Here is a 19,557-nt window from a genome sequence, read left to right as displayed (position 1 = left end):
GCCCGGCCCACATCCTCACCCCCTCCGTCACCGCGCGAGGCGTCGTCAACATGACCGCAATCGCCGTCGTCGAGGCGCAGGGCACCTGAATGACGCGCGGGGGCGGATAGTGCCGCCCCCGCGCGGCGCCATGTGCTGCGCGAGGAGGCGCGGTGTGCCGTGCCTCTGGCGGGCAGGACGGTGGAGCGGTAATAAGTGACGGGACGGGGTCGTGAACCATGTTCGCGGCCCTGTTTTCATCATGAGCCGCGTGGCTCGAATGTGTCGGAGATCGTGCCATGACGTTTCGCCTGTCGTTTGCCGTTGCGGCGGGAGCCCTGGCCGCGCTCGCCTTGTCTCCGGCCGTTCCGGCCTCGGCCCAGAGCAATGCCGGCCGCGGCGCTGCCATCGGCGGCGTTTCCGGCGCGGTGATCGGCGGGGCGGTGACAGGAACCGGCCGTGGCGCGCTCGCCGGCGCGGCGATCGGCGCCGGCACCGGCGCCGTCATCGGCAGCCAGTCGCGGCGCAATGCGCGTTCCTATTATTTCTGGCGCAGCGGGAATTGCTATTTCCGCAATTCCAACGGCCGCGTCACCCGCGTGGACCGTCGCCGCTGCCGTTGAGGCGAGATTTTCCGGCGCTTTGCCCCTCATGCTCGGCCGTGCGGCGCAAAGGCGTCGCGCGGGTGCCGAGTTAAGGCAAATTTGCGGCGGCGGTTGCCGTGTAAAAGCCACAATCTTGACCAATCTGGACGGGGCACGAATTTGGCCTCATGACTGGGTCGCCATGCTGGCGGAATCCTCGTGTTTCCAAAGACGCGGCTGAACTTGGCGGGATGCTCCAGCATTCGTCTGCTGTCAAAAATGTGGTCTTCCGAAGGTTTTTTTCTATGGCTGATACCGGCACCGTGAAGTGGTTCAACGAGCAGAAGGGCTACGGCTTCATCCAGCCCGATAGCGGCGGCAAGGACGTTTTCGTCCACATCAGTGCGGTTCAGCGCTCGGGCCTCCAGGGCCTGCGCGACGGCGAGAAGATCTCCTTCGAGCTCCAGACCGACCAGCGTTCCGGCAAGACCTCCGCGGTCAACCTGCGTCCGCTCTGAGCGGCGCCGGTCCGGTCCGGGCGGCCCGTGTCGCCATTGTACTTTAGAAGATCGCCATTCTGAGAAGGATGGCGGTTTTCTCGTTCTGCCGGCAGGTTTTTGACCGAGCGGCAGGCTTGCATTGTCTCGCATTCCGTCTAGTGTCTGCACAGACTTTGGCTTGACAACTGGCTCGTTTCACTAGGCTCTAGTGCCGGTGCACGTTCAGATTTTCTTCCAAATTCGAACAAACGGCGCGGAGCCGCGTTCTCCTGCCGCAATGTGCAACCTCGATGCGAGAGACTACCGACTATGTCCACCCAGACCGGCACCGTGAAGTGGTTCAACGACCAGAAGGGCTATGGTTTCATCCAGCCTGATAACAGCGGCAAGGATGTGTTCGTGCACATCAGCGCCGTGCAGCGCTCGGGCCTGCAGGGCCTGCGCGACGGCGAGAAGGTTTCCTTCGAGCTGCAGACTGACCAGCGTTCGGGCAAGACCTCTGCGGTCAATCTGCGCGTGGGCTGATCGGCCTCTCGCTGGGCGTCGCTGCCCGGCGGTTCATGACGACATGGAAAGCCGCTGATCCCGCCGGATCGGCGGCTTTTTCATGTGGGTCCCAAGACGTGCGTGGGGCGTGCGCCGGGTCAAGATCCTCTGGGGCGCGACCTGCGGTAGAGGCGGCCCGTCATCGTTCAGGCGCCTGCGGCCATCGCGCGCGGGCGTTCCAGCAGCGTCACGTCCTTGCCACTATAGGTGGTGCGGGCGAAGGGCACGAAGCCGAGCTTGCCGGCGACATGGAGCGAAGCCGCATGGTCGACCTCGATCATGCAGGTTAGCCGGTCGCCTCGACCGTGCTCACGCGCCCAGCCGAGTGCGGCGCGCATGGCCTCCTCGGCGAGCCCCTTGCCCTGCATCGCGCGCGCCAACACCCAGCCGGTCTCCATCGTGCCCTCGATCGACGGCACCAGCGCGCGCCGCAGGTCGTGGAATCCGGCCTCGCCGATGAAGGCGCCGCTCTCCCGGTCCTCGATGGCGAAGAAACCGAAACCAAGATGGTGCCAGCCGCCCATCTGCCGCAGGAAGCCGGCCCACGCCGCCTCGCGCGGGCGCGGCGCGCCGCCAATGAAGCGCACCACAGCCGGCTCCTGCCACATCGCGGCATAGGCATCGAAATCAGTAAGCTGGTGCGCGCGCAGTTTCAGGCGCGGCGTCAGAAGGGTGGGAATCTCGACCATGAGGAAATGCGGGGCCGTGCCCCGTCCGTTGGGCCGCAGGCGGGGACGCCCGCAGCTTTGTCAGCTGTTGCGCCCGTCATAAGGCATCGGAGTGAGCGCGGCGAGGTCGATATCGTCGAGGCAGCGCACATTCAGCGCCACCATCGGCGTGCCGTCCGGCATCGAGCCGCGGGCGAAGGGTTCTGTGCCGCAGGCGGTGCAGAACATGTGGCCGATGACATGCCGATTGAAGCGATATTCGTTCAGCCGATCCTCACCCTGCTGCAGCGTGAAGTTCTCCGCCGGCGTGAAGGCCAGCAGCAGGCCTTTCGCGGTGCAGATCGAACAGTTGCAGCTGATGACATGGGAGAGGTCAACCCTCGCCTCGAAGCGCACCGCGCCGCAATGGCAGCCGCCGGAATGCAGCGGGGGCAGGGGAGTGCTAGCCGTGTCGTCGTTCATGCGGGGTGTCCTCGTCGCGTGTGAGGTGGGGGCGCTCCTGGCCGGGGGATGGTCAAACGAAAACGGCCGGGGGGTGACCCGGCCGTTCCAGAGTTCAAGTGGCGCGCCTCAGCTGCAACCGGTGGTGCCGCCGCAGGTCTCGCACTTCAGGCAGGTGCCGTTGCGCACCATGGTGAAGTTCTGGCACTCGGGGCAGGCCTCGCCTTCATAGCCCTTGGCGCGGGCGATGGCGCGAGCTTCCGCCTTGGTCGGCTGGGCCGCCACGGTGGGGGCAGGGGCCGACCACGGGAGGGCGGCGGTGCCAACCTCTTCCTCGGGCGCGGATTTCAGCGCCGTCGCTCCCTGCGTCAGCCCGCCACCACGCAGCGCGGTGACATTGGAGCCGCCGGCCGCCGTGGAGGTGCCGGTAACCGCGCCGCCGGGCATCACCATCAGCCCGACCGCCTTGCCGCGCGTCAGGCCCTTGGAGACCATGCGCGTCGCGGGGGTCGGCATCGGCTTGCCCTCGTCCACGCCCTTGCCGAGCGCGTCAAACGCGGATTCCGACTGGTCGACATGGCCGAGATCGTTGCGTCCGAGATAGGAGACGGCGAGCTCGCGGAAGATGTAGTCGAGGATCGAGGTCGCGTACTTGATCACCTCATTGCCCTGCACCGGGCCGGCGGGCTCGAAGCGGGTGAAGGTGAAGGCGTCGACATACTCCTCCAGCGGCACGCCATATTGCAGGCCCAGCGACACCGAGATGGCGAAGTTGTTGATGAAGGAGCGCAGCGCCGCGCCTTCCTTGTGCATGTCGATGAAGATCTCGCCGAGGCGGCCATCATCATACTCGCCGGTGCGCAGATAGACCTTGTGACCGCCCACCACCGCCTTCTGGGTGTAGCCCTTGCGGCGATCGGGCATCTTCTCGCGGCTGTGGACCTCGACGATGCGCTCGACGATCTTCTCGACCACCTTCTCCACGATCTGGGTGGCACGGGCGGCGGCGGGCTTCTCCAGCAGAGTCTCGATCGCGTCCTCTTCCTCGTCGTCCTCGTCGGCGATGAGCTGGGAGTTCAGCGGCTGCGAGAGCTTGGAGCCGTCGCGATAGAGCGCGTTGGCCTTGAGCGCGAGGCGCCAGGACAGGAGATAGGCCTCCTTGCAGTCCTCGACGGTGGCCTCGTTCGGCATGTTGATGGTCTTGGAGATCGCGCCCGAGAGGAAGGGTTGCGCCGCCGCCATCATGTGGATGTGGCTGGTGACCGAAAGATAGCGCTTGCCGATGCGCCCGCACGGATTGGCGCAGTCGAACACCGGGTAGTGCTCGGGCTTGAGGAAGGGCGCGCCTTCGAGGGTCATCGCGCCGCAGACATGGATGTTCGCGACCTCGATATCCTTCTTCGAGAAGCCGAGGAAGCTCAGCAGGTCGAAAGCCGGGTCGGCGAGGCTGGACGCCGGAACGCCGAGCTTGGCCATCGCCTCGTCGCCGAGCGTCCAGCGGTTGAGGATGAACTTGACGTCGAAGGCCGACTTCGCGCCGGCATCGATCTTGGCCAGCATCGCATCGTCGAAGCCCTTGGCGCGCAGCGTCGTGTGATTGATCGCCGGCGCCTGCGCGATCGTGCCGTGGCCGACCGCATAGACTTCGATCTCGGCAATCTGGCTCTCGCTGTAGCCGAGCGTGCGCAGCGCCTCCGGCACGGCGCGGTTGATGATCTTGAAGTAGCCGCCGCCGGCCAGCTTCTTGAACTTCACCAGCGCGAAATCCGGCTCGATGCCCGTGGTGTCGCAATCCATGACGAGGCCGATCGTGCCCGTGGGCGCGAGCAGGGTGGTCTGGGCGTTGCGGTAGCCGTGCTCGATGCCGAGTTCCAGTGCCCGGTCCCAGGTCGCCTTGGCGCGCTCGATCAGGATCGGCTGCGGGCAGGCGGCGTGATTGAGCGGCACCGGGTTCGTGGAGAGAGCCTCATAACCCGCGGCTTCGCCATAGGCGGCGCGGCGATGGTTGCGGATCACGCGCAGCATGTGGGTCGCGTTCGGCTTGTACTGCGGGAAGGCGCCGAGCTCCTTGGCCATCTCCGCCGAGGTCGCGTAGGAGACACCGGTCATGATCGCGGTGAGCGCGCCGCAATAGGCGCGGCCCTCGGCCGAGTCATAGGGAATGCCCGAGGTCATCAGCAGGCCGCCAATATTGGCGTAGCCGAGGCCCAGCGTGCGGTACTCGTAGGAGAGCCTGGCGATTTCCTTGGAGGGGAACTGCGCCATCAGGATCGAGATTTCCAGCACCACCGTCCACAGGCGGCAGGCATGCTCGTAGCTCTCGACGTCGAACGATCCGTCGGCGCGGCGGAACTGCAACAGGTTCAGCGAGGCGAGGTTGCAGGCCGTGTCGTCGAGGAACATGTACTCCGAGCACGGATTGGAGGCGCGGATCGGGCCGCCGGCCGGGCTGGTGTGCCAGTCATTGATGGTGGTGTGGAACTGGATGCCGGGGTCGGCGCAGGCCCAGGCGGCGTGGCCGATCTTTTCCCACAGCTCTGCCGCCTTCAGGGTCTTGGTGACCTTGCCGGTCGTGCGGCTGGTCAGGTTCCAGTCGGCATCGGTCTTAACCGCGTTCAGGAACGCGTCGTCCACGCGCACCGAATTATTGGAGTTCTGGCCGGCGACGGTGAGGTACGCCTCCGAATCCCAGTCGGTATCATAGATCGGGAAGTCGATGTCGGTGTAGCCCTGGCGCGCGAACTGGATGACGCGGCGGATGTAGTTCTCCGGCACCTGCGCCTTCTTGGCGGCGCGGATTTCGCGCTTCAGGACCGGGTTCTTTTCCGGGTCGTAGCAATCCTCGCCTTCGGCCTCGCAGTTCACGCAGGCCTTCATCACGGCCTTCATGTGCTTGGCGACGGTCTTGGAACCGGTGACGAGGGCGGCGACCTTCTGCTCCTCCTTCACCTTCCAGTCGACATAGGTCTCGATGTCGGGGTGATCGGCATCGACCACCACCATCTTGGCTGCGCGGCGGGTGGTGCCACCGGACTTGATGGCGCCCGCCGCGCGGTCGCCGATCTTCAGGAAGCTCATCAGGCCCGACGAGCGGCCGCCGCCGGACAGGCGCTCACCCTCGCCGCGCAGCGCGGAGAAGTTGGAGCCGGTGCCGGAGCCATACTTGAACAGGCGCGCCTCGCGCACCCACAGGTCCATGATGCCGCCTTCGTTCACCAGATCGTCGGAGACCGACTGGATGAAGCAGGCATGCGGCTGGGGGTGCTCGTAGGAGGTCTTGGAGCGGGTCAGCTTGCCGGTGACGTAGTCGACATAGAAATGGCCCTGGCTCGGGCCGTCGATGCCATAGGCCCAGTGCAGGCCGGTGTTGAACCATTGCGGCGAGTTCGGCGCGGCCATCTGCATGGCGAGCATGTAGCGGTGCTCGTCGAAGAACGCCTGCGCGTCGTCCTCGCTGTCGAAATAACCGCCCTTCCAGCCCCAATAGGTCCAGGTGCCGGCGAGACGGTCGAACACCTGGGTGGAGGAAATCTCGCCGACGAAGCGTTCGGCCTCGGGCAGTGTTTCCAGCGCCTTCTCATCGGCCGCGCCGCGCCACAGGAAGGACGGGACGGTCTCTTCCTCGACCTTCTTCAAACGCGCGGGCACGCCGGCCTTGCGGAAATACTTCTGGGCCAGGATGTCGCTGGCGACCTGGGAAAAATGCTCGGGCACCTCGATATTCTCAAGGCGGAACACGATCGACCCGTCGGGGTTGCGAATCTCGCTCGTCACCTTGCGGAAGGCGATGTCCGCATAGGGAGAACGGCCGGCCTTGGTATAGCGGCGCTCGATGCGCATGTTGTTCGCTCCCATGACGTCCCGACGGATGGACGCCCGATCTAAAGGTCAAAAAATATTGCGCCGGACGCGATATGCGTCAGCGGGCTTCCTGGCGAGTTGTCCGAATTTCCAGCGCGGCCGGATCCGTGAACGTGCCATGAAGTTGCCGCGATTCCTCCGGGCTTGCAATCCTCTTGATGACAATCCCTTGTGGACGCCATCGATCCGTCATCTACATGTAGTGTGGGCCTGCAATCATTACGACCACCTTAACGCCGATTTGGCGTCGATGGGATTCCAGACGCGACGCAACCGTTTTCGGTTTCTAACAAGCTGAACAATGGGGATTGCGCGCCGTACTCTCTGGCCACAGCGAGACCGATATGCGCTGCGCCAGAATCGGCTGACCGCGGAAGGATGAAACGCGGCCGCCCGATGCGCAATGCCGCTCGGGGGCGTGCGTATGGAAAATGCCTGACCCTGCGCCATCTGGACATGGGCTGCGCCACCCTCCAAATGGGACGCAACTCCTTACTCCTGCGCCATTCCGGCCAAGGTTTCCGTACATGACCGCACATCCGCACACGCCGACGCATGGCGCCGGCAACATCACCTTTTTTCTGCTCGCCCTCGCTGCCGGCGCCGGCGCAGCCAACCTCTATTACGCCCAGCCGCTCATCGCCCTGATCGCCGGCGACATCGGCCTCGACGAGACCATGGCGAGCCTCGTCGTCACCGTGGGGCAGGTGGGCTACATATTGGGCCTCCTGCTGCTGGTGCCGCTTGGCGACATCGTGGAGAATCGGGCGCTGATCGCCACCATCCTGATCTGCGCGGCGGCCGGGCTCTCGCTGGCCTTCGCCGCGACCGGGCCCGCCATCTTCCTCGCCGCCGCGCTGCTCTACGGCGTCGGCTCGGTGGTGGCGCAGATCGCGGTGCCGTTCGCCGCCCATCTCGCTCATCCCAATGAGCGCGGGCGCAAGGTCGGGAGCGTGGTCTCCGGCCTCATGACCGGCATTCTGCTGGCACGTCCGGTTTCCAGCATGCTCGCGCACTGGTTCGGCTGGCGCGCCGTATTCGCGCTCGCCGCGCTGCTGATGCTCGGGCTGGCGGTCGGCCTGCGAGCCGCGCTGCCCCATCGCCGGCCGCAGGGACAGGTAAGCTATGGCGCGCTGGTCGGCTCTCTGCTGCCGCTGTTCCTGTCGCAGCCGCTGCTGCGCCGCCGGGCGGCCTATCAGGCGGCGATGTTCGGCGTGTTCACCCTGTTCTGGACCGCCGTCCCGCTCCTGTTGACCGGCCCGGAGTTCGGCTACGGCCAGCAGGCCATCGCGCTGTTCGCGCTCGCCGGCGCGGCGAGCGTGGTGGTGTCGCCGCTCGCCGGCTGGGCCGCCGATCGCGGCTGGTCGCGCGCGGCCACCGGCGTCATGCTGCTGCTGGCCTTTGCCGGCATGGCGCTCACCGAGATCGGTGCCAACAGTGCCTCCGTCGGCATATTGGTGACCGGCGCCATCGTGCTCGACGTCGCCGTCACCGCCAATCTGGTGCTCGGCCAGCGGGCGATCTTCATGCTGGCGCCGGAAATCCGCTCACGGCTGAACGCGCTCTACATTGCGCTGTTCTTCCTCGGCGGCGCCATCGGCTCGGCTTTCGCCAGCCCGCTCTTCGAGCATGGCGGCTGGGCTTATGTCACCATGGCGGGCTGCGCCATTCTGCTGTTGGCGGTGCTTTATTACCTGAGTGAGTTCCGCGCACGCCGTGCGTAACCGTCGCACGCGCCCGCTCGCGTCTGGACAGGAGCGGGCGCGGATGGCATGGTCCGGCCACGCTTTCAGCCGCCCCAGGGACGTTTTTGCCGTGAACCTCTCGTCTTTCATCACCGAAGTCTTCACCTGGTGGAATGGCCAGACCATGGGCACGCGTTTCTATACGTGGCGCTATGGCGAGAAGGTCGGCACGGACGACGCCGGCAACACCTATTACCGCTTCAAGGGCGGCAAGATCGACCCGACGCTCGGCTTCGAGCGCCGCTGGGTGATTTTCAACGGCCCGGCGGAGGCAACTGCGATTCCCCCCGGCTGGCACGCCTGGATGCACCAGCGCTCCGATGTGCCGCCGAGCCAGGAAGACTACGTGCCGCGTGAGTGGGAACTCCCGCATCGCGCCAACCCGACCGGGACCGCGCAAGCCTATCGGCCGCCGGGCTCCACCATGGGGCTCGGCCATCGCCCGGTCGTGACCGGCGACTATCGGGCCTGGACGCCGGAGTGAGGCTTCGCGCGCCGTTGGCGGCGGCCCGCGAGCGGGCGGCCTCGCTGTTCCCGTCTCGACCAATTTTCCCCGGGTGGCTGTCGCCCCGATGCGTCTCGCCCCGACATGGCCGCAATGCCGCGCATTCTGCCCCGCAGCGGTGCGCCGGCGGCGATCGTTCGGTGCGAGGCGATGCGAAGGTGCCCGGTTCCATGCTGTTCAGACCTGATGTGCTCCGCGCTGCCCCCGCTCTCCTTCTGGCGACGCTGGGCCTGAGCGTGGCTCTGGTGCCTCCGGCCGTCGCCCAGCAGGGCTGGCAGGGCGGTGTCGAATCGGCGCCCCTCGCCCCGCCGCCTGGCGGGCCGGTGGACAATCCCGATTCGCTGCCGGGCGGCCCCGGCGTGCCCTCGATCATGGAGGCGCCCGCCGGCGACAACCGCGCGCCCGCGCCGGCGCAGCCGGATGTGCCGGGCGCGGCGACCTATGGTCCAAGCGGCGATATCGAGGTGGTGCAGCCGCCCGAGCAGAAGATCGCCAATCAGACGGCGGTGTTCTCCGGGCTGGACAAGATCACCGGTCGCATTATCAGCTTTGACGTCGCGATCAACGAGACCGTGCAGTTCGGCGCGCTGCGCATCACCCCGCGCGCCTGCTACACCCGGCCCGAGAACGAGACGCAGAACACCACCGGCTTCGTCGAGGTTCAGGAAATCACGCTGGACGGCAAGATCAAGCCGCTGTTCGGTGGCTGGATGTTCGCCTCCAGCCCCGGCCTGCACGGGATCGAGCACCCGATCTATGATGCGTGGCTGACCGACTGCAAGCAGACCGCGCCCGAGATCGCCTCGCCGGGCCCCCAGCAGTAGAAATCGCCCTCGCCGTCCAGCGCCTGTTCCAGCAGCCGGTGATAGTGCCGGCGCGGCACCTCGACCGCGCCGAAGCTGCGGAGATGATCGGTGACGAACTGCGTGTCCAGCAGCATGAAGCCGCCCTTGCGCAGCCGCCCCACCAGATGCACCAGCGCGACCTTCGAGGCATCGCGCGCGCGGTGGAACATGCTCTCGCCGAAAAAGGCGCGCCCGAGCCGCACCCCATACAGCCCACCGACAAGCCGGCCGTCCTCCCACGCTTCCACCGAGTGGCAGAAGCCGCGGGCGTGCAGGTCGCAATAGAGCTTGCGGATACGCGGATTGATCCAGGTCGAACTCCGGCCGTCCGCCGGCTCGGCGCAGCCGTCGATCACAGCCTCGAAATCATGATCGATGCGGATATCGAAGCGATCGGAGCGCACGGTGCGGGCGAGGCGGCTGGAGAGCTGGAACTCGGCCAGCGGAATGATGCCGCGCCGCTCCGGCTCGATCCAGTACAGGCCGGGATCGTCGGCGCTTTCCGCCATCGGGAAGATACCGCAGGCATAGGCCTTCAGCAGGACTTCCGGGGTGATCTCGACCTGATGTTCGCGCGGGTGTGACATGTCCGCAGCATGACGAAGATCGGCGGCACTGTGAAGGCGCCGCCGGTCATTTCAGCGAGGATCAGCTCGCCGGCTCGCCTTCGGCGAGGAAATGCTCCAGCCAATGGATGTCGTAGGCGCCGCGCTGGATGTCAGGGTTGCGCACCAGCTCGCGGAACAGCGGCAGCGTGGTCTCGATGCCTTCCACCACGAACTCGTCCAGCGCCCGCTTGAGGCGGGCGAGGCATTCTTCGCGCGTATTGGCGTGAACAATGAGCTTGCCGGCGAGGCTGTCGTAATAGGGCGGGATCGTATAGCCCTGATACACCGCCGAATCGACGCGCACGCCGAGTCCGCCCGGCACGTGCCAGTTGTCGATCCGCCCCGGCGAGGGGCGGAAGGTGCGCGGGTGCTCGGCATTGACACGGCACTCGATGGCATGGCCGCGCAGCACCACATCCTTCTGCTCGATGCCGAGCGCCTCGCCGGTGGCGACGCGGATCTGCTCGCGGATCAGGTCGATGCCGGTGATGGCCTCGGTCACCGGATGCTCCACCTGGATGCGGGTGTTCATCTCGATGAAGTAGAACTCGCCGTTCTCGTACAGGAACTCGATGGTGCCCGCGCCGAGATACTTCATGTCGCGCATGGCCTTGGAGACGGTCTCGCCGATCCGGGCGCGCTGTTCGGCGGTGATGGTGGGCGAGGGGGCCTCTTCCCACACCTTCTGGTGCCGGCGCTGCAGCGAGCAGTCGCGCTCGCCGAGATGGATGGCATTGCCCTGGCCGTCACCGAGCACCTGGATCTCGATGTGGCGCGGGGTGCCGAGATATTTCTCGATATAGACCGCATCGTCGCCGAAGGCGGCGCGGGCTTCCGAGCGCGCCTGCGACAGGGCGGAGGACAGTTCCTCGGAGGAGCGCGCGACCTTCATGCCGCGCCCGCCGCCGCCGGCAGCTGCCTTGATCAGCACCGGGAAGCCGATCTCGTCGGCGACCTTGGCGGCTTCCTCGTCGGAGGAAATGCCGCCTTCGGAACCGGGAACGCAGGGAATGCCGAGCTTCTTGGCGGTCCGCTTCGCCTCGATCTTGTCGCCCATGATGCGGATGTGCTCGGGCTTGGGCCCGATGAACTGCACGCCGTGGTCGATCAGGATTTCCGCGAAACGGGCGTTCTCGGCGAGGAACCCATAGCCCGGATGCACCGCTTCGGCCCCGGTGATCTCGCAGGCGGCGAGCAGCGCGGGAATGTTGAGATAGCTGTCGCGCGCGGGGGGCGGGCCGATGCACACGCTCTCATCGGCGAGCTTGACGTGCATGGCGTTGGCGTCGGCAGTGGAATGCACCGCGACGGTGGCAATGCCGAGCTCCTTGCAGGCCCGGAGCACGCGCAGGGCAATCTCGCCGCGATTGGCGATGAGGATCTTGCTGAACATTCCAGCGGTCCTCATTCAATGATCATGAGCGGCTCGCCATATTCGACCGGCTGCGCATTGTCCACGAGGATGCGGGTGACGGTGCCCGCGCGGGGAGCGGGAATGGCGTTCATCGTCTTCATGGCCTCGACGATGAGCAGGGTCTGGCCCTCCTTCACCACGGAGCCGATATCGACGAAGGAACGGGCGCCGGGCTCGGGACCGAGATAGGCGGTGCCGACCATCGGAGAGGGCACGACGCCGGGATGCTTGGCGGGGTCGGCAGCGGCCGGGGCAGGGGCCGCGGCGGCCGGAGCCGGAGCGGCGGCGGGCGCCACCGCGAGGGGCGCCGGGGCGGCATAGACGGTGGGAGCCGCGCGTACCACGCGGATGCGCAGATCCTCGTGCTGGACCTCGATCTCGGTAAGGTCGCTTTCGGACAGCAGAGTTGCGATCTCGCGCACCAGCGCGGGGTCAATGGCCGGCTTGTTTGTTTTCATCATGATCCCGTGACGGTCGCTCGCCCGTCTCCCTCAGTTTCCACGGCTTGCGGCTAGCGCGTGGATGGCGAGCCGGTAACCGTCGATCCCCAGCCCGCAAATCACCCCACGGGCAACCGGCGAAATATAGGAATGATGGCGGAAGGCCTCGCGCGCGAAGACGTTTGACAGGTGCACTTCGACGACATTGAGGCCGACGGCCTTGATCGCGTCGGCAAGTGCGACGGAGGTGTGGGTATAGGCGGCGGCGTTGAGCACGACGCCGAGCGAGCCGCGCGCTTCCTGCAGGAAGGTGACAAGCTCGCCTTCATGGTTCGACTGACGGAAAACCAGGTCGAACCCATGGCCTGCGCAGGTCTCCCGGCATGCCGCCTCGACATCGGCGATCGTGGCGCGGCCATAGACTTCCGGCTCGCGCGTGCCGAGCAGGTTCAGGTTCGGTCCGTTGATGACGTGAATGATGTCAGACATCGGGTCTCGATCAGCCGGTCGCCGTCGCGCGGCGGAAGCCGGGACAGCCGCGGGGTTATAGGCAATGCCTGCCCGCACGCCAAGCCCCGGCTTGCGTTGAGGGTTACTAACCCCCAGCTCCCGGCGCCGGCGCGACGAATCGGCTCAGATGGCCACCCGCCGCGCCCGCCACGTTTTCGATCAGCACTTGGCCTTGCCGCAGGAGCGGACGGAGGCGATCACGTCCTTGAGCTGGCCGTGGCCGACCGCGCCGACGATGACGCTCTCGCCCGCGACATAGCTCGGCGTGCCGTCGATGCCGAGCGCGTCGGCAAGCTGAAGGCTCTCCTGCAGCGTGGCGGCCACTTCCGGATCGGCGAGTTTCTTCTCCACCGCGGCGCGGTCGATGCCGACCGCCTCGGCGGCTTCCAGTGCCTTGGCCTTGTTGGCCTGCCCGCGCTCGCTGAGCAGCTTCTTGTGGAAGGCGAGGTACTTGTCGGGAGCGACCAGCCGCACCGCGACCGCGACCTGCGAGGCTTCCACGGAGCCGGGGCCGAGCACCGGGAATTCCTTCAGCACGATCTTGAGCTTGGGGTCGTTGTCCAGCAACTCGACCATGTCGCCGAGCGCGCGCTTGCAGTAGCCGCAATTGTAATCGAAGAACTCGACCAGCGTGACGTCGCCGTCCGGGTTGCCGATGACGCTGCCACGCGGGGAATCGAAGATCAGCGGCTTCATCTCGGCCACGGCCTTCTCGCGCTGGGCGGCCTCGGCAGCAGCCTGCCGCTTCTGCAACTCGCCGATGGCTTCCTGGATCACTTCCGGGTTGCTGATGAGGTAGTCGCGGATGACACCCTCGAACTCCTTGCGCTGGGCCGCGTCGAGCGCCTGGGCAGGGGTCGGGGCGAAGCCGGCGGCGAGGCCGAGCACGAGGCATCCGGCAGCCAGGCCGCGCGCGGCGGTGCGGACGAGGGAAGGCAGCGACATGGGTATCTCCAGATGAGGCGTCGGTTCGACTGGCGCGCGCGGCATCATTGCTGCGGCCGACCGCGCGCGTCGACGGGGGGCTTGAAGTTCACGATGTCGTCGGCCTTGAGCCAGCCGGGCGAACCGAGTGGAAATTTGGTGCGGGCGCGGGCGGCGAGTTCGCGGGCGAGCTTGAAGTCGCCGCCGGTGAAGGCCGACTGCGCGGAGGCGAGATCGGCATTGGGTATGTCGCCGCGCTGGCCATAGGCCATGGCAAGGTAGCGCCAGCCCGTCGGCGAATCGGGCTCGCGCTGCAGGCTGAAATTCAGCTCGCGTACCGCTTCGTCCATAGCCGACTTGTCATTGCTCGCCACCAGAGCCTGGCCGAGCAGCATGCGGATCAGCGGGTGGCCGTTGGAAAGCTGCACGGCGCGGCGCAGCGGCGGCACCGCCTCCTTCGCCCGGCCGGCCTCCAGCAGGGCCTGACCCTTCAGCTCCTGGAAATACGGATTGCCGGGATTCTGCGCGATCAGTGCATCGATCTGGCGGAGCGCGTCCGGGATACTGCCATAGCGATAGGCCGAGATGGCGCGGGCATAGCGCGCGGGCAGGGTGATCTGCTGGCCGTAAATGCGGGACACCGCGTCCGGGGGCTGGGTGAAGCCGACCAGCTTGGCGCGCATCATGTCGTGCCGGGCCTGAAGCTCGGGCGAATCCTTGGCGTTGAAATAGGGGCTGGCATGGGCCAGCGTCTCCAGAGACTGGATGCGGTCGGTCGCCATGGGATGGCTGAGCAGATAGGGGTCGACGCGCTGGCTGATGAAGAGCTGGTCGCTCTGAAAGCGCTCGAACGTCTTCAGCATGCCTTGGGCGGACTGCTTGGTCGCGTTGAGATAGGTCACCGCCGAGCGGTCGGCAGCCTGTTCCTCGCTGCGCTTGTAGGCCAGCAGTGAACGGCGGATCACTTCCTGCGGGCCGAGAATCGCGCCCGCCGCCGCGCCGCCGACATTCGCCCCGCTCGCCGCTCCGGCCGCGACGCCGCCGGCTGCCAGCAGCATGGCGACGATGGCGGCGGTCTGGGCCGATTCCATTTGCTGGCGCATGCGGGCGAGGTGGCCGCCGGCAATGTGCCCGGTTTCGTGCGCGAGGACGCCGATGATCTCATTCGGGGTCGTGGCCTGCTTCAGCGCGCCGGTATTGATGAAGATGCGCTTGCCGTCCGCCACGAAGGCATTGAACGAATCATTGCCGATCAGCACGACCTTGATGTTCTGCTGGCTGAGCCCCGCGACCTTGAAGATCGGGCGCGTGTAGTCGCGCATCAGCGCCTCGATCTCGGCATCGCGGATCACGCCTGGAACGCGGGCCTGGGCGAGAGCGGGCATGGACAGAAACGGTGAAATAATACCCGTCAACGCGGCAGCCAACCCAAGGCCACGCGCGCTCGCGCGCAGGATGCCGCGCCACGCGGGCGCGCCAGCCGTCCGCCGAAACGGGGGGTTGTCATTGCGTGACAGAAGCATCATCCATCGCTTGCATGCCGGGACTTCAGACCTGACGCCCAACGATCGAGGGGTCAAGGGCCTGTTGATCATCTTCAATTGAACGGGAGGCCGCACACGACCCGTAGAATACGGCGGGGGTGCGGCGACCACCCTGGATAGGTAGCTTCCATGAGCCTTTCTTTACCGCTCACGCCCGACGCCGTCGCGGCGGTGCCCACCAACGCCTCGCGCCGCAGCGAGATCGCGCCCTTCATCGTGATGGACGTGATGGAGCGTGCCGCGCGGATCGAGGCGACGGGCGGGCATGTCATCCATATGGAGGTCGGCCAGCCGGCGGCGTCGGCCCCTCACGCCGCGCGGGAAGCAGCGCGCCGGGCGCTGGAGCACGGACGCATTGGTTACACGGCCGCGCTCGGCATCCCTTCCCTGCGTGCCCGCATCGCCCGGCATTATCGCGAGACCTACGACCTAGACCTCGACCCGTCGCGGGTGGTGGTGACCACCGGCTCGTCAGCCGGGTTCGTGCTGGCGTTCCTGTCGATGTTCGAGCCGGGCGATCGGGTGGCGATCGCCAATCCCGGCTACCCGCCCTATCGCCATATTCTCACCGCGCTCGGCTGCGAGCCGGTGCTGATCGAGACCGACGCCGCCTCACGTTGGGTCATCACGCCGCAGGCGCTTGCCGACGCGCATGCGCAAGGCCCGCTCAAGGGCGTGCTGGTGGCGAGCCCGGCCAATCCGACCGGTACCATGATGCGGCCGGAGGCGCTGGCCGAACTGATCGCCACCGCCGAGGGGCTGGGCATCCGCTTCATCTCGGACGAGATTTACCACGGGCTCGATTATGCCTTTCCCGCCACCACCGCCGCCGCGCTCTCGCCGAACGTGACGGTCATCCATTCCTTCTCGAAATATTTCTGCATGACCGGCTGGCGTGTCGGCTGGATGGTGCTGCCGTCGCCGCTGGTGCGCGCGGCGGAGCGGCTCCAGCAGAACCTGACCATCTCCGTGCCGACCCTCTCGCAGATCGCCGCCGAGGCCGCGTTCGACGGCGCGGCGGAGATGGAGGAGGTCAAGCACGGCTATGAGGAAAACCGGCGCATTCTCACTGCCGGACTGCCTGCCGCCGGACTTCCCGAGTTCCTGCCGGTGGACGGCGCATTCTATCTCTACGCCGACGTATCCCGTTTCACCGATGATTCCGCCGCCTTCGCCCGTCGTCTGCTCGACGAGGCGCATGTGGCGGCAACGCCGGGCGTGGATTTCGACCCGCATCGCGGCCACCATTATTTGCGGCTGTCCTATGCCGGATCGGCGATGGATATGCGCGAGGCGGTGGCGCGCATCGGCGATTTCCTGCGTCGGGGGTGAGACAGTCACCGATAAAGACGAAAGGCCCCGGATCATCTCCGGGGCCTTTGTTTTTTCAGTGCGGCGACGCGCTCAGGCGCCGAACAGCTTGCGGTTCCACCAGCCGGAGCGGCGCGGCCGATCAGGATCATCGGATGGCGGGGTTGCGGGGGTCTCGGCAACCGTCTCGGGGGCGGGGGTCTCCGAAGCCGGAGCTTCGGCGGGTGCCTCCGGGGCCGCGTTGACGTCGCCCTCGACCGGGCCGGCTTCCACCGGCGCGGGTTCGGTGGCGAGCGCTTCCGGCGTCACCGATGCGGCGGTCTCAGTCGCGATGACCGGCGCCGCTTCGCGGACAGTGGACCGGCGGCGGCGCGGAGTCGCGACGGGGGCGGGAGCCTCGACCGGTGCAGCTTCAGCCGGAGCGGCTTCCACTGGCGCGGTGTCGGTGGCCGGCTCGGCGGCTGCGTCGGTGGACGTGGCCAAGGCAGCCTCGTCCGCCGCCTTGTCGGCGCGTGAGCGGCGTCCGCCACGGCGTCCGCGCTGGCGGGGCTTGGGCTCCTCGGCGGGAGCCTCCTCGGTCGGCGCCTCCTCCGTGGTCGCTTCTGCTGCCACGGCGTCCGGCGTTTCTTCGGTCACCGGGACGTCGGCCATCGAAGCGGACGCGTCCTCGGCCAACGCAAGCACCTGCCCGGCGTCCTCGCCCGAAACCGGGGCGGCGGCGATCTCGGCCTGCTCAGCCGGGAACGCGTCGTCGGAAACCGAGCCGGTCTCCTCGTCCGAACCGTCGTCGCTCTCGTCGCCCTCATCGTCGCCGAAAGCGTCCCCGTTCGAACCGCCTTCGTTCTGCGGCCCGCCAGTGCCGTTCCCGCCACCACGGCGGCGGCGACGGCGGCGGCGACGGCGGCGGCCGCCATCGCCCTGCGGGTCCTGCTGGCCTGCTTCGGCCTCGGCCTCGGCGCGCGGTGCGGCCTCAGCGGCTTCCTCGTCGGATTCGGCGACCTCCTCTTCGGCAATTGCCGCGAGATCCTCCTCTTCCGGCTCGATTACCAGCTCCGCCGGACGCGGCAGCGGGATCGGATTCGCCACCGCGTCGCCCTTGTCGATGGCGAAGGGGGTGAGGCCGGTCAGCGTGGCATCGGCGGTGATGGCGATGGAGACGCCGAAGCGCACTTCCAGCTCATGCAAATGGGCGCGCTTGTGGTTCAGCACATAGAGCGCGTTCTCGGCGCGGGTGCGGATGATGAGGTCGTGCGTGTTGGAGCGCTGGAGCATGTCCTCCGCTGCACGCAGCATCTGCAGCGCGACCGAGGCGGAGGAGCGCACATGGCCGGTGCCGCCGCAATGCGGGCAGACCTCGGTGGAGCTTTCCAGCACGCCGGTGCGGATGCGCTGGCGGCTCATCTCCATCAGGCCGAAATGCGAGATGCGGCCGAGCTGGATGCGCGCGCGGTCGTTCTTCAGGCAATCCTTGAGCTTGCGCTCCACCGCCCGGTTGTTGCGCTTCTCGTCCATGTCGATGAAATCGATGACGATCAGCCCGGCGAGGTCGCGCAGGCGCAGCTGGCGGGCGACTTCCTCGGCGGCTTCCAGGTTGGTCTTGAGCGCCGTGTCCTCGATATTGTGCTCGCGGGTCGAACGTCCCGAGTTCACGTCGATCGAGACCAGCGCCTCGGTCGGGTTGATGACGATGTAGCCGCCCGACTTGAGCTGCACGATCGGCAGGAACATCGCGTCGAGCTGGCTCTCGACGCCGAACCGTGTGAAGACCGGCTGCAAATCCTTGTAGGGCTTCACGTTCTTGGCATGGCTCGGCATGAGCATGCGCATGAAGTCCTTGGCCTCGCGATAGCCCTCGTCGCCCTGGACCAGAACCTCGTCGATGTCCTTGTTGTACAGGTCGCGGATCGAACGCTTGATCAGCGAGCCTTCCTCATAGACCAGCGAGGGCGCGGTCGAGCCGAGCGTCAGCTCGCGCACATTCTCCCACAGCCGCAGCAGGTACTCGAAGTCGCGCTTGATCTCCGCCTTGGTGCGATTGGCGCCGGCGGTGCGCAGGATGATGCCCATCCCCTCCGGCACTTCGAGGTCGGAGGCGACCTCCTTGAGGCGCTTGCGGTCTTCGGCCGAGGTGATCTTGCGGGAAATGCCGCCGCCGCGCGCGGTGTTGGGCATCAGCACCGAATAGCGGCCGGCGAGCGACAGATAGGTGGTGAGCGCCGCGCCCTTGTTGCCGCGCTCTTCCTTCACGACCTGCACCAGCATGATCTGCCGGCGCTTGATCACTTCCTGAATCTTGTAGGTACGGGCGCGGCCGCGCGGGGCGGCGCGCTCGGGAACCTCTTCCAGCGCGTCGTCGGAGCCGACCTCGTCGACGATCTCTTCCTCGCCGGCGACTTCCTCGACCTCGCCGGTGGATTCGTCATCGGCGGACGGGCGGCGGCGTGCGCGGCGCGACGAAGAGCGCGAACCTTCCTCGGCATCGGCATCGGCCTCGGCCTCTGCTTCGCCATCGGCCGCAGTCTCGGAAACGGCCTCGTCGCCGGATGCGGACTTGGCTGCGCCACGGCTGCGGCGGGGGCGACCCCTGGGCTTGTCCTCGTTTTCTTCCTCGGCGTCGCGGCGCTGCTGGCGCTCTTCCTCGGCCAGCAGGGCCTGCCGGTCGGCAACGGGGATCTGATAATAATCGGGATGGATCTCGCTGAAGGCGAGGAAGCCATGCCGGTTGCCGCCATACTCGATGAAGGCGGCCTGGAGGGAGGGCTCTACCCGCGTTACCTTCGCGAGGTAGATGTTGCCGCGGAGCGGCTTGCGGTTGGCGGCTTCAAAGTCGAATTCCTCGACTCGGCTGCCGCGCACCACCACCACCCGGGTTTCCTCCGGATGGGTGGCGTCGATAAGCATCTTGTTGGCCATTGAACTCTCATCTGCGCGCACGGCGGCATCCGCTCCGTTGTCGGAGCCGGACGGCTGGGGCCGTGCCTGTAGGCGGTGATGGAAAACGGGCCAGGGGGGCGGAGCGCCTCGCATGCGGGGCGCAAACGCGCTGTCGGCGCCACGGCGCGGCGATCGCGCGCAGGGCGGGAAAATCCGCCTCGCACCTGATCTGCACCTGCCGGCTGACGCGTCATCGTT

Annotated in this window: 17 protein-coding genes; 7 read left to right on the top strand and 10 right to left on the bottom strand. The window is 66.9% G+C overall.

The window, feature by feature from the left end:
• The first annotated feature begins 278 nt into the window (after nucleotides 1–278).
• The 3 genes from MKI84_RS10185 (at nucleotide 279) to MKI84_RS10175 (ending at nucleotide 1,588) form a co-directional block, all read left to right on the top strand.
• Nucleotides 279–602, top strand: a complete 324-nt coding sequence (locus tag MKI84_RS10185) for a YMGG-like glycine zipper-containing protein (RefSeq protein WP_241619194.1) — start codon at nucleotides 279–281, stop codon at nucleotides 600–602.
• Between the two features lie 266 nt (nucleotides 603–868).
• Nucleotides 869–1,081, top strand: a complete 213-nt coding sequence (locus MKI84_RS10180) for a cold-shock protein (protein WP_013165948.1) — start codon at nucleotides 869–871, stop codon at nucleotides 1,079–1,081.
• Nucleotides 1,082–1,372: 291 nt separating this feature from the next.
• Nucleotides 1,373–1,588 (top strand): cold-shock protein, encoded by a 216-nt coding sequence (locus MKI84_RS10175; RefSeq protein WP_241619192.1) that lies wholly within the window; start codon nucleotides 1,373–1,375, stop codon nucleotides 1,586–1,588.
• A gap of 167 nt (nucleotides 1,589–1,755) precedes the next feature.
• Here the strand turns inward: MKI84_RS10175 and MKI84_RS10170 are convergent, their stop codons facing one another.
• The 3 genes from MKI84_RS10170 to MKI84_RS10160 form a co-directional block, all read right to left on the bottom strand.
• Nucleotides 1,756–2,298 carry a GNAT family N-acetyltransferase gene (locus MKI84_RS10170; RefSeq protein ID WP_241619190.1) on the bottom strand — a complete coding sequence of 181 codons (543 nt, stop codon included), beginning with the start codon at nucleotides 2,296–2,298 and terminating at the stop codon, nucleotides 1,756–1,758.
• Nucleotides 2,299–2,358: 60 nt separating this feature from the next.
• A complete protein-coding gene (locus MKI84_RS10165) occupies nucleotides 2,359–2,739 on the bottom strand; it encodes a GFA family protein (protein ID WP_241619187.1) in 381 nt (126 codons plus the stop codon).
• A gap of 108 nt (nucleotides 2,740–2,847) precedes the next feature.
• Nucleotides 2,848–6,558: a vitamin B12-dependent ribonucleotide reductase gene (locus tag MKI84_RS10160; RefSeq protein WP_241619185.1), complete on the bottom strand. Its 3,711-nt coding sequence runs from the start codon at nucleotides 6,556–6,558 to the stop codon at nucleotides 2,848–2,850.
• Nucleotides 6,559–7,106: 548 nt separating this feature from the next.
• Between MKI84_RS10160 and MKI84_RS10155 the strand changes: the two genes are divergently transcribed.
• The 3 genes from MKI84_RS10155 (at nucleotide 7,107) to MKI84_RS20815 (ending at nucleotide 9,653) form a co-directional block, all read left to right on the top strand.
• The gene (locus MKI84_RS10155; RefSeq protein WP_241619183.1) at nucleotides 7,107–8,303 is read left to right on the top strand and encodes an MFS transporter; all 1,197 of its coding nucleotides are present in this window, start codon (nucleotides 7,107–7,109) and stop codon (nucleotides 8,301–8,303) included.
• A gap of 91 nt (nucleotides 8,304–8,394) precedes the next feature.
• The gene (locus tag MKI84_RS10150; protein ID WP_342593623.1) at nucleotides 8,395–8,808 is read left to right on the top strand and encodes an NADH:ubiquinone oxidoreductase subunit NDUFA12; all 414 of its coding nucleotides are present in this window, start codon (nucleotides 8,395–8,397) and stop codon (nucleotides 8,806–8,808) included.
• 191 nt (nucleotides 8,809–8,999) lie between these two features.
• On the top strand, nucleotides 9,000–9,653 hold the full coding sequence (locus tag MKI84_RS20815) for a DUF2155 domain-containing protein (RefSeq protein WP_425353824.1): 654 nt from the start codon (nucleotides 9,000–9,002) through the stop codon (nucleotides 9,651–9,653).
• Here the strand turns inward: MKI84_RS20815 and aat are convergent.
• The 6 genes from aat to MKI84_RS10115 form a co-directional block, all read right to left on the bottom strand.
• The gene (gene aat, locus MKI84_RS10140) at nucleotides 9,584–10,261 is read right to left on the bottom strand and encodes a leucyl/phenylalanyl-tRNA--protein transferase (protein WP_241619182.1); all 678 of its coding nucleotides are present in this window, start codon (nucleotides 10,259–10,261) and stop codon (nucleotides 9,584–9,586) included. The two genes, MKI84_RS20815 and aat, sit on opposite strands and share 70 nt — an antisense overlap.
• 61 nt (nucleotides 10,262–10,322) lie before the next feature.
• Nucleotides 10,323–11,675 carry an acetyl-CoA carboxylase biotin carboxylase subunit gene (gene accC, locus MKI84_RS10135; RefSeq protein ID WP_241619180.1) on the bottom strand — a complete coding sequence of 451 codons (1,353 nt, stop codon included), beginning with the start codon at nucleotides 11,673–11,675 and terminating at the stop codon, nucleotides 10,323–10,325.
• Nucleotides 11,676–11,686: 11 nt separating this feature from the next.
• Nucleotides 11,687–12,154 carry an acetyl-CoA carboxylase biotin carboxyl carrier protein gene (accB, locus tag MKI84_RS10130; protein WP_425353823.1) on the bottom strand — a complete coding sequence of 156 codons (468 nt, stop codon included), beginning with the start codon at nucleotides 12,152–12,154 and terminating at the stop codon, nucleotides 11,687–11,689.
• A gap of 33 nt (nucleotides 12,155–12,187) precedes the next feature.
• Nucleotides 12,188–12,625, bottom strand: a complete 438-nt coding sequence (aroQ, locus tag MKI84_RS10125) for a type II 3-dehydroquinate dehydratase (RefSeq protein ID WP_241619177.1) — start codon at nucleotides 12,623–12,625, stop codon at nucleotides 12,188–12,190.
• Between the two features lie 180 nt (nucleotides 12,626–12,805).
• Entirely contained in the window at nucleotides 12,806–13,591 is a 786-nt protein-coding gene (locus tag MKI84_RS10120; protein ID WP_241619175.1) for a DsbA family protein, read from the bottom strand.
• Nucleotides 13,592–13,635: 44 nt separating this feature from the next.
• The gene (locus MKI84_RS10115; protein WP_425353822.1) at nucleotides 13,636–15,096 is read right to left on the bottom strand and encodes a M48 family metalloprotease; all 1,461 of its coding nucleotides are present in this window, start codon (nucleotides 15,094–15,096) and stop codon (nucleotides 13,636–13,638) included.
• Nucleotides 15,097–15,243: 147 nt separating this feature from the next.
• Here MKI84_RS10115 and MKI84_RS10110 point away from each other — a divergent pair, with 147 nt between their 5' ends.
• Nucleotides 15,244–16,446: a pyridoxal phosphate-dependent aminotransferase gene (locus MKI84_RS10110; protein WP_241619172.1), complete on the top strand. Its 1,203-nt coding sequence runs from the start codon at nucleotides 15,244–15,246 to the stop codon at nucleotides 16,444–16,446.
• Nucleotides 16,447–16,518: 72 nt separating this feature from the next.
• On the opposite strand, the gene MKI84_RS10105 is transcribed toward MKI84_RS10110, so the two are convergent.
• Nucleotides 16,519–19,338: an Rne/Rng family ribonuclease gene (locus MKI84_RS10105; protein ID WP_241619170.1), complete on the bottom strand. Its 2,820-nt coding sequence runs from the start codon at nucleotides 19,336–19,338 to the stop codon at nucleotides 16,519–16,521.
• Nucleotides 19,339–19,557: the final 219 nt, after the last annotated feature.

Source organism: Ancylobacter gelatini, assembly GCF_022601675.1.
In the GTDB taxonomy this organism is placed as follows: Bacteria; Pseudomonadota; Alphaproteobacteria; order Rhizobiales; family Xanthobacteraceae; genus Ancylobacter; species Ancylobacter gelatini.
The sequence above is the reverse complement of the archived record's forward strand: the minus strand, read 5'-3'. Positions and strand labels throughout refer to the sequence as shown.

Coding starts and splice junctions, on each gene's coding strand:
- accB (WP_425353823.1), bottom strand. CDS start 12,154: ATGAAAACAAACAAGCCGGCCATTGACCCCGCGCTGGTGCGCGAGATC.
- MKI84_RS10180 (WP_013165948.1), top strand. CDS start 869: ATGGCTGATACCGGCACCGTGAAGTGGTTCAACGAGCAGAAGGGCTAC.
- MKI84_RS10165 (WP_241619187.1), bottom strand. CDS start 2,739: ATGAACGACGACACGGCTAGCACTCCCCTGCCCCCGCTGCATTCCGGC.
- MKI84_RS10115 (WP_425353822.1), bottom strand. CDS start 15,096: ATGATGCTTCTGTCACGCAATGACAACCCCCCGTTTCGGCGGACGGCT.
- MKI84_RS10185 (WP_241619194.1), top strand. CDS start 279: ATGACGTTTCGCCTGTCGTTTGCCGTTGCGGCGGGAGCCCTGGCCGCG.
- accC (WP_241619180.1), bottom strand. CDS start 11,675: ATGTTCAGCAAGATCCTCATCGCCAATCGCGGCGAGATTGCCCTGCGC.
- MKI84_RS10170 (WP_241619190.1), bottom strand. CDS start 2,298: ATGGTCGAGATTCCCACCCTTCTGACGCCGCGCCTGAAACTGCGCGCG.
- aat (WP_241619182.1), bottom strand. CDS start 10,261: ATGTCACACCCGCGCGAACATCAGGTCGAGATCACCCCGGAAGTCCTG.
- MKI84_RS10110 (WP_241619172.1), top strand. CDS start 15,244: ATGAGCCTTTCTTTACCGCTCACGCCCGACGCCGTCGCGGCGGTGCCC.
- MKI84_RS10120 (WP_241619175.1), bottom strand. CDS start 13,591: ATGTCGCTGCCTTCCCTCGTCCGCACCGCCGCGCGCGGCCTGGCTGCC.
- MKI84_RS10155 (WP_241619183.1), top strand. CDS start 7,107: ATGACCGCACATCCGCACACGCCGACGCATGGCGCCGGCAACATCACC.
- MKI84_RS10175 (WP_241619192.1), top strand. CDS start 1,373: ATGTCCACCCAGACCGGCACCGTGAAGTGGTTCAACGACCAGAAGGGC.
- MKI84_RS10105 (WP_241619170.1), bottom strand. CDS start 19,338: ATGGCCAACAAGATGCTTATCGACGCCACCCATCCGGAGGAAACCCGG.
- aroQ (WP_241619177.1), bottom strand. CDS start 12,625: ATGTCTGACATCATTCACGTCATCAACGGACCGAACCTGAACCTGCTC.
- MKI84_RS20815 (WP_425353824.1), top strand. CDS start 9,000: ATGCTGTTCAGACCTGATGTGCTCCGCGCTGCCCCCGCTCTCCTTCTG.
- MKI84_RS10160 (WP_241619185.1), bottom strand. CDS start 6,558: ATGCGCATCGAGCGCCGCTATACCAAGGCCGGCCGTTCTCCCTATGCG.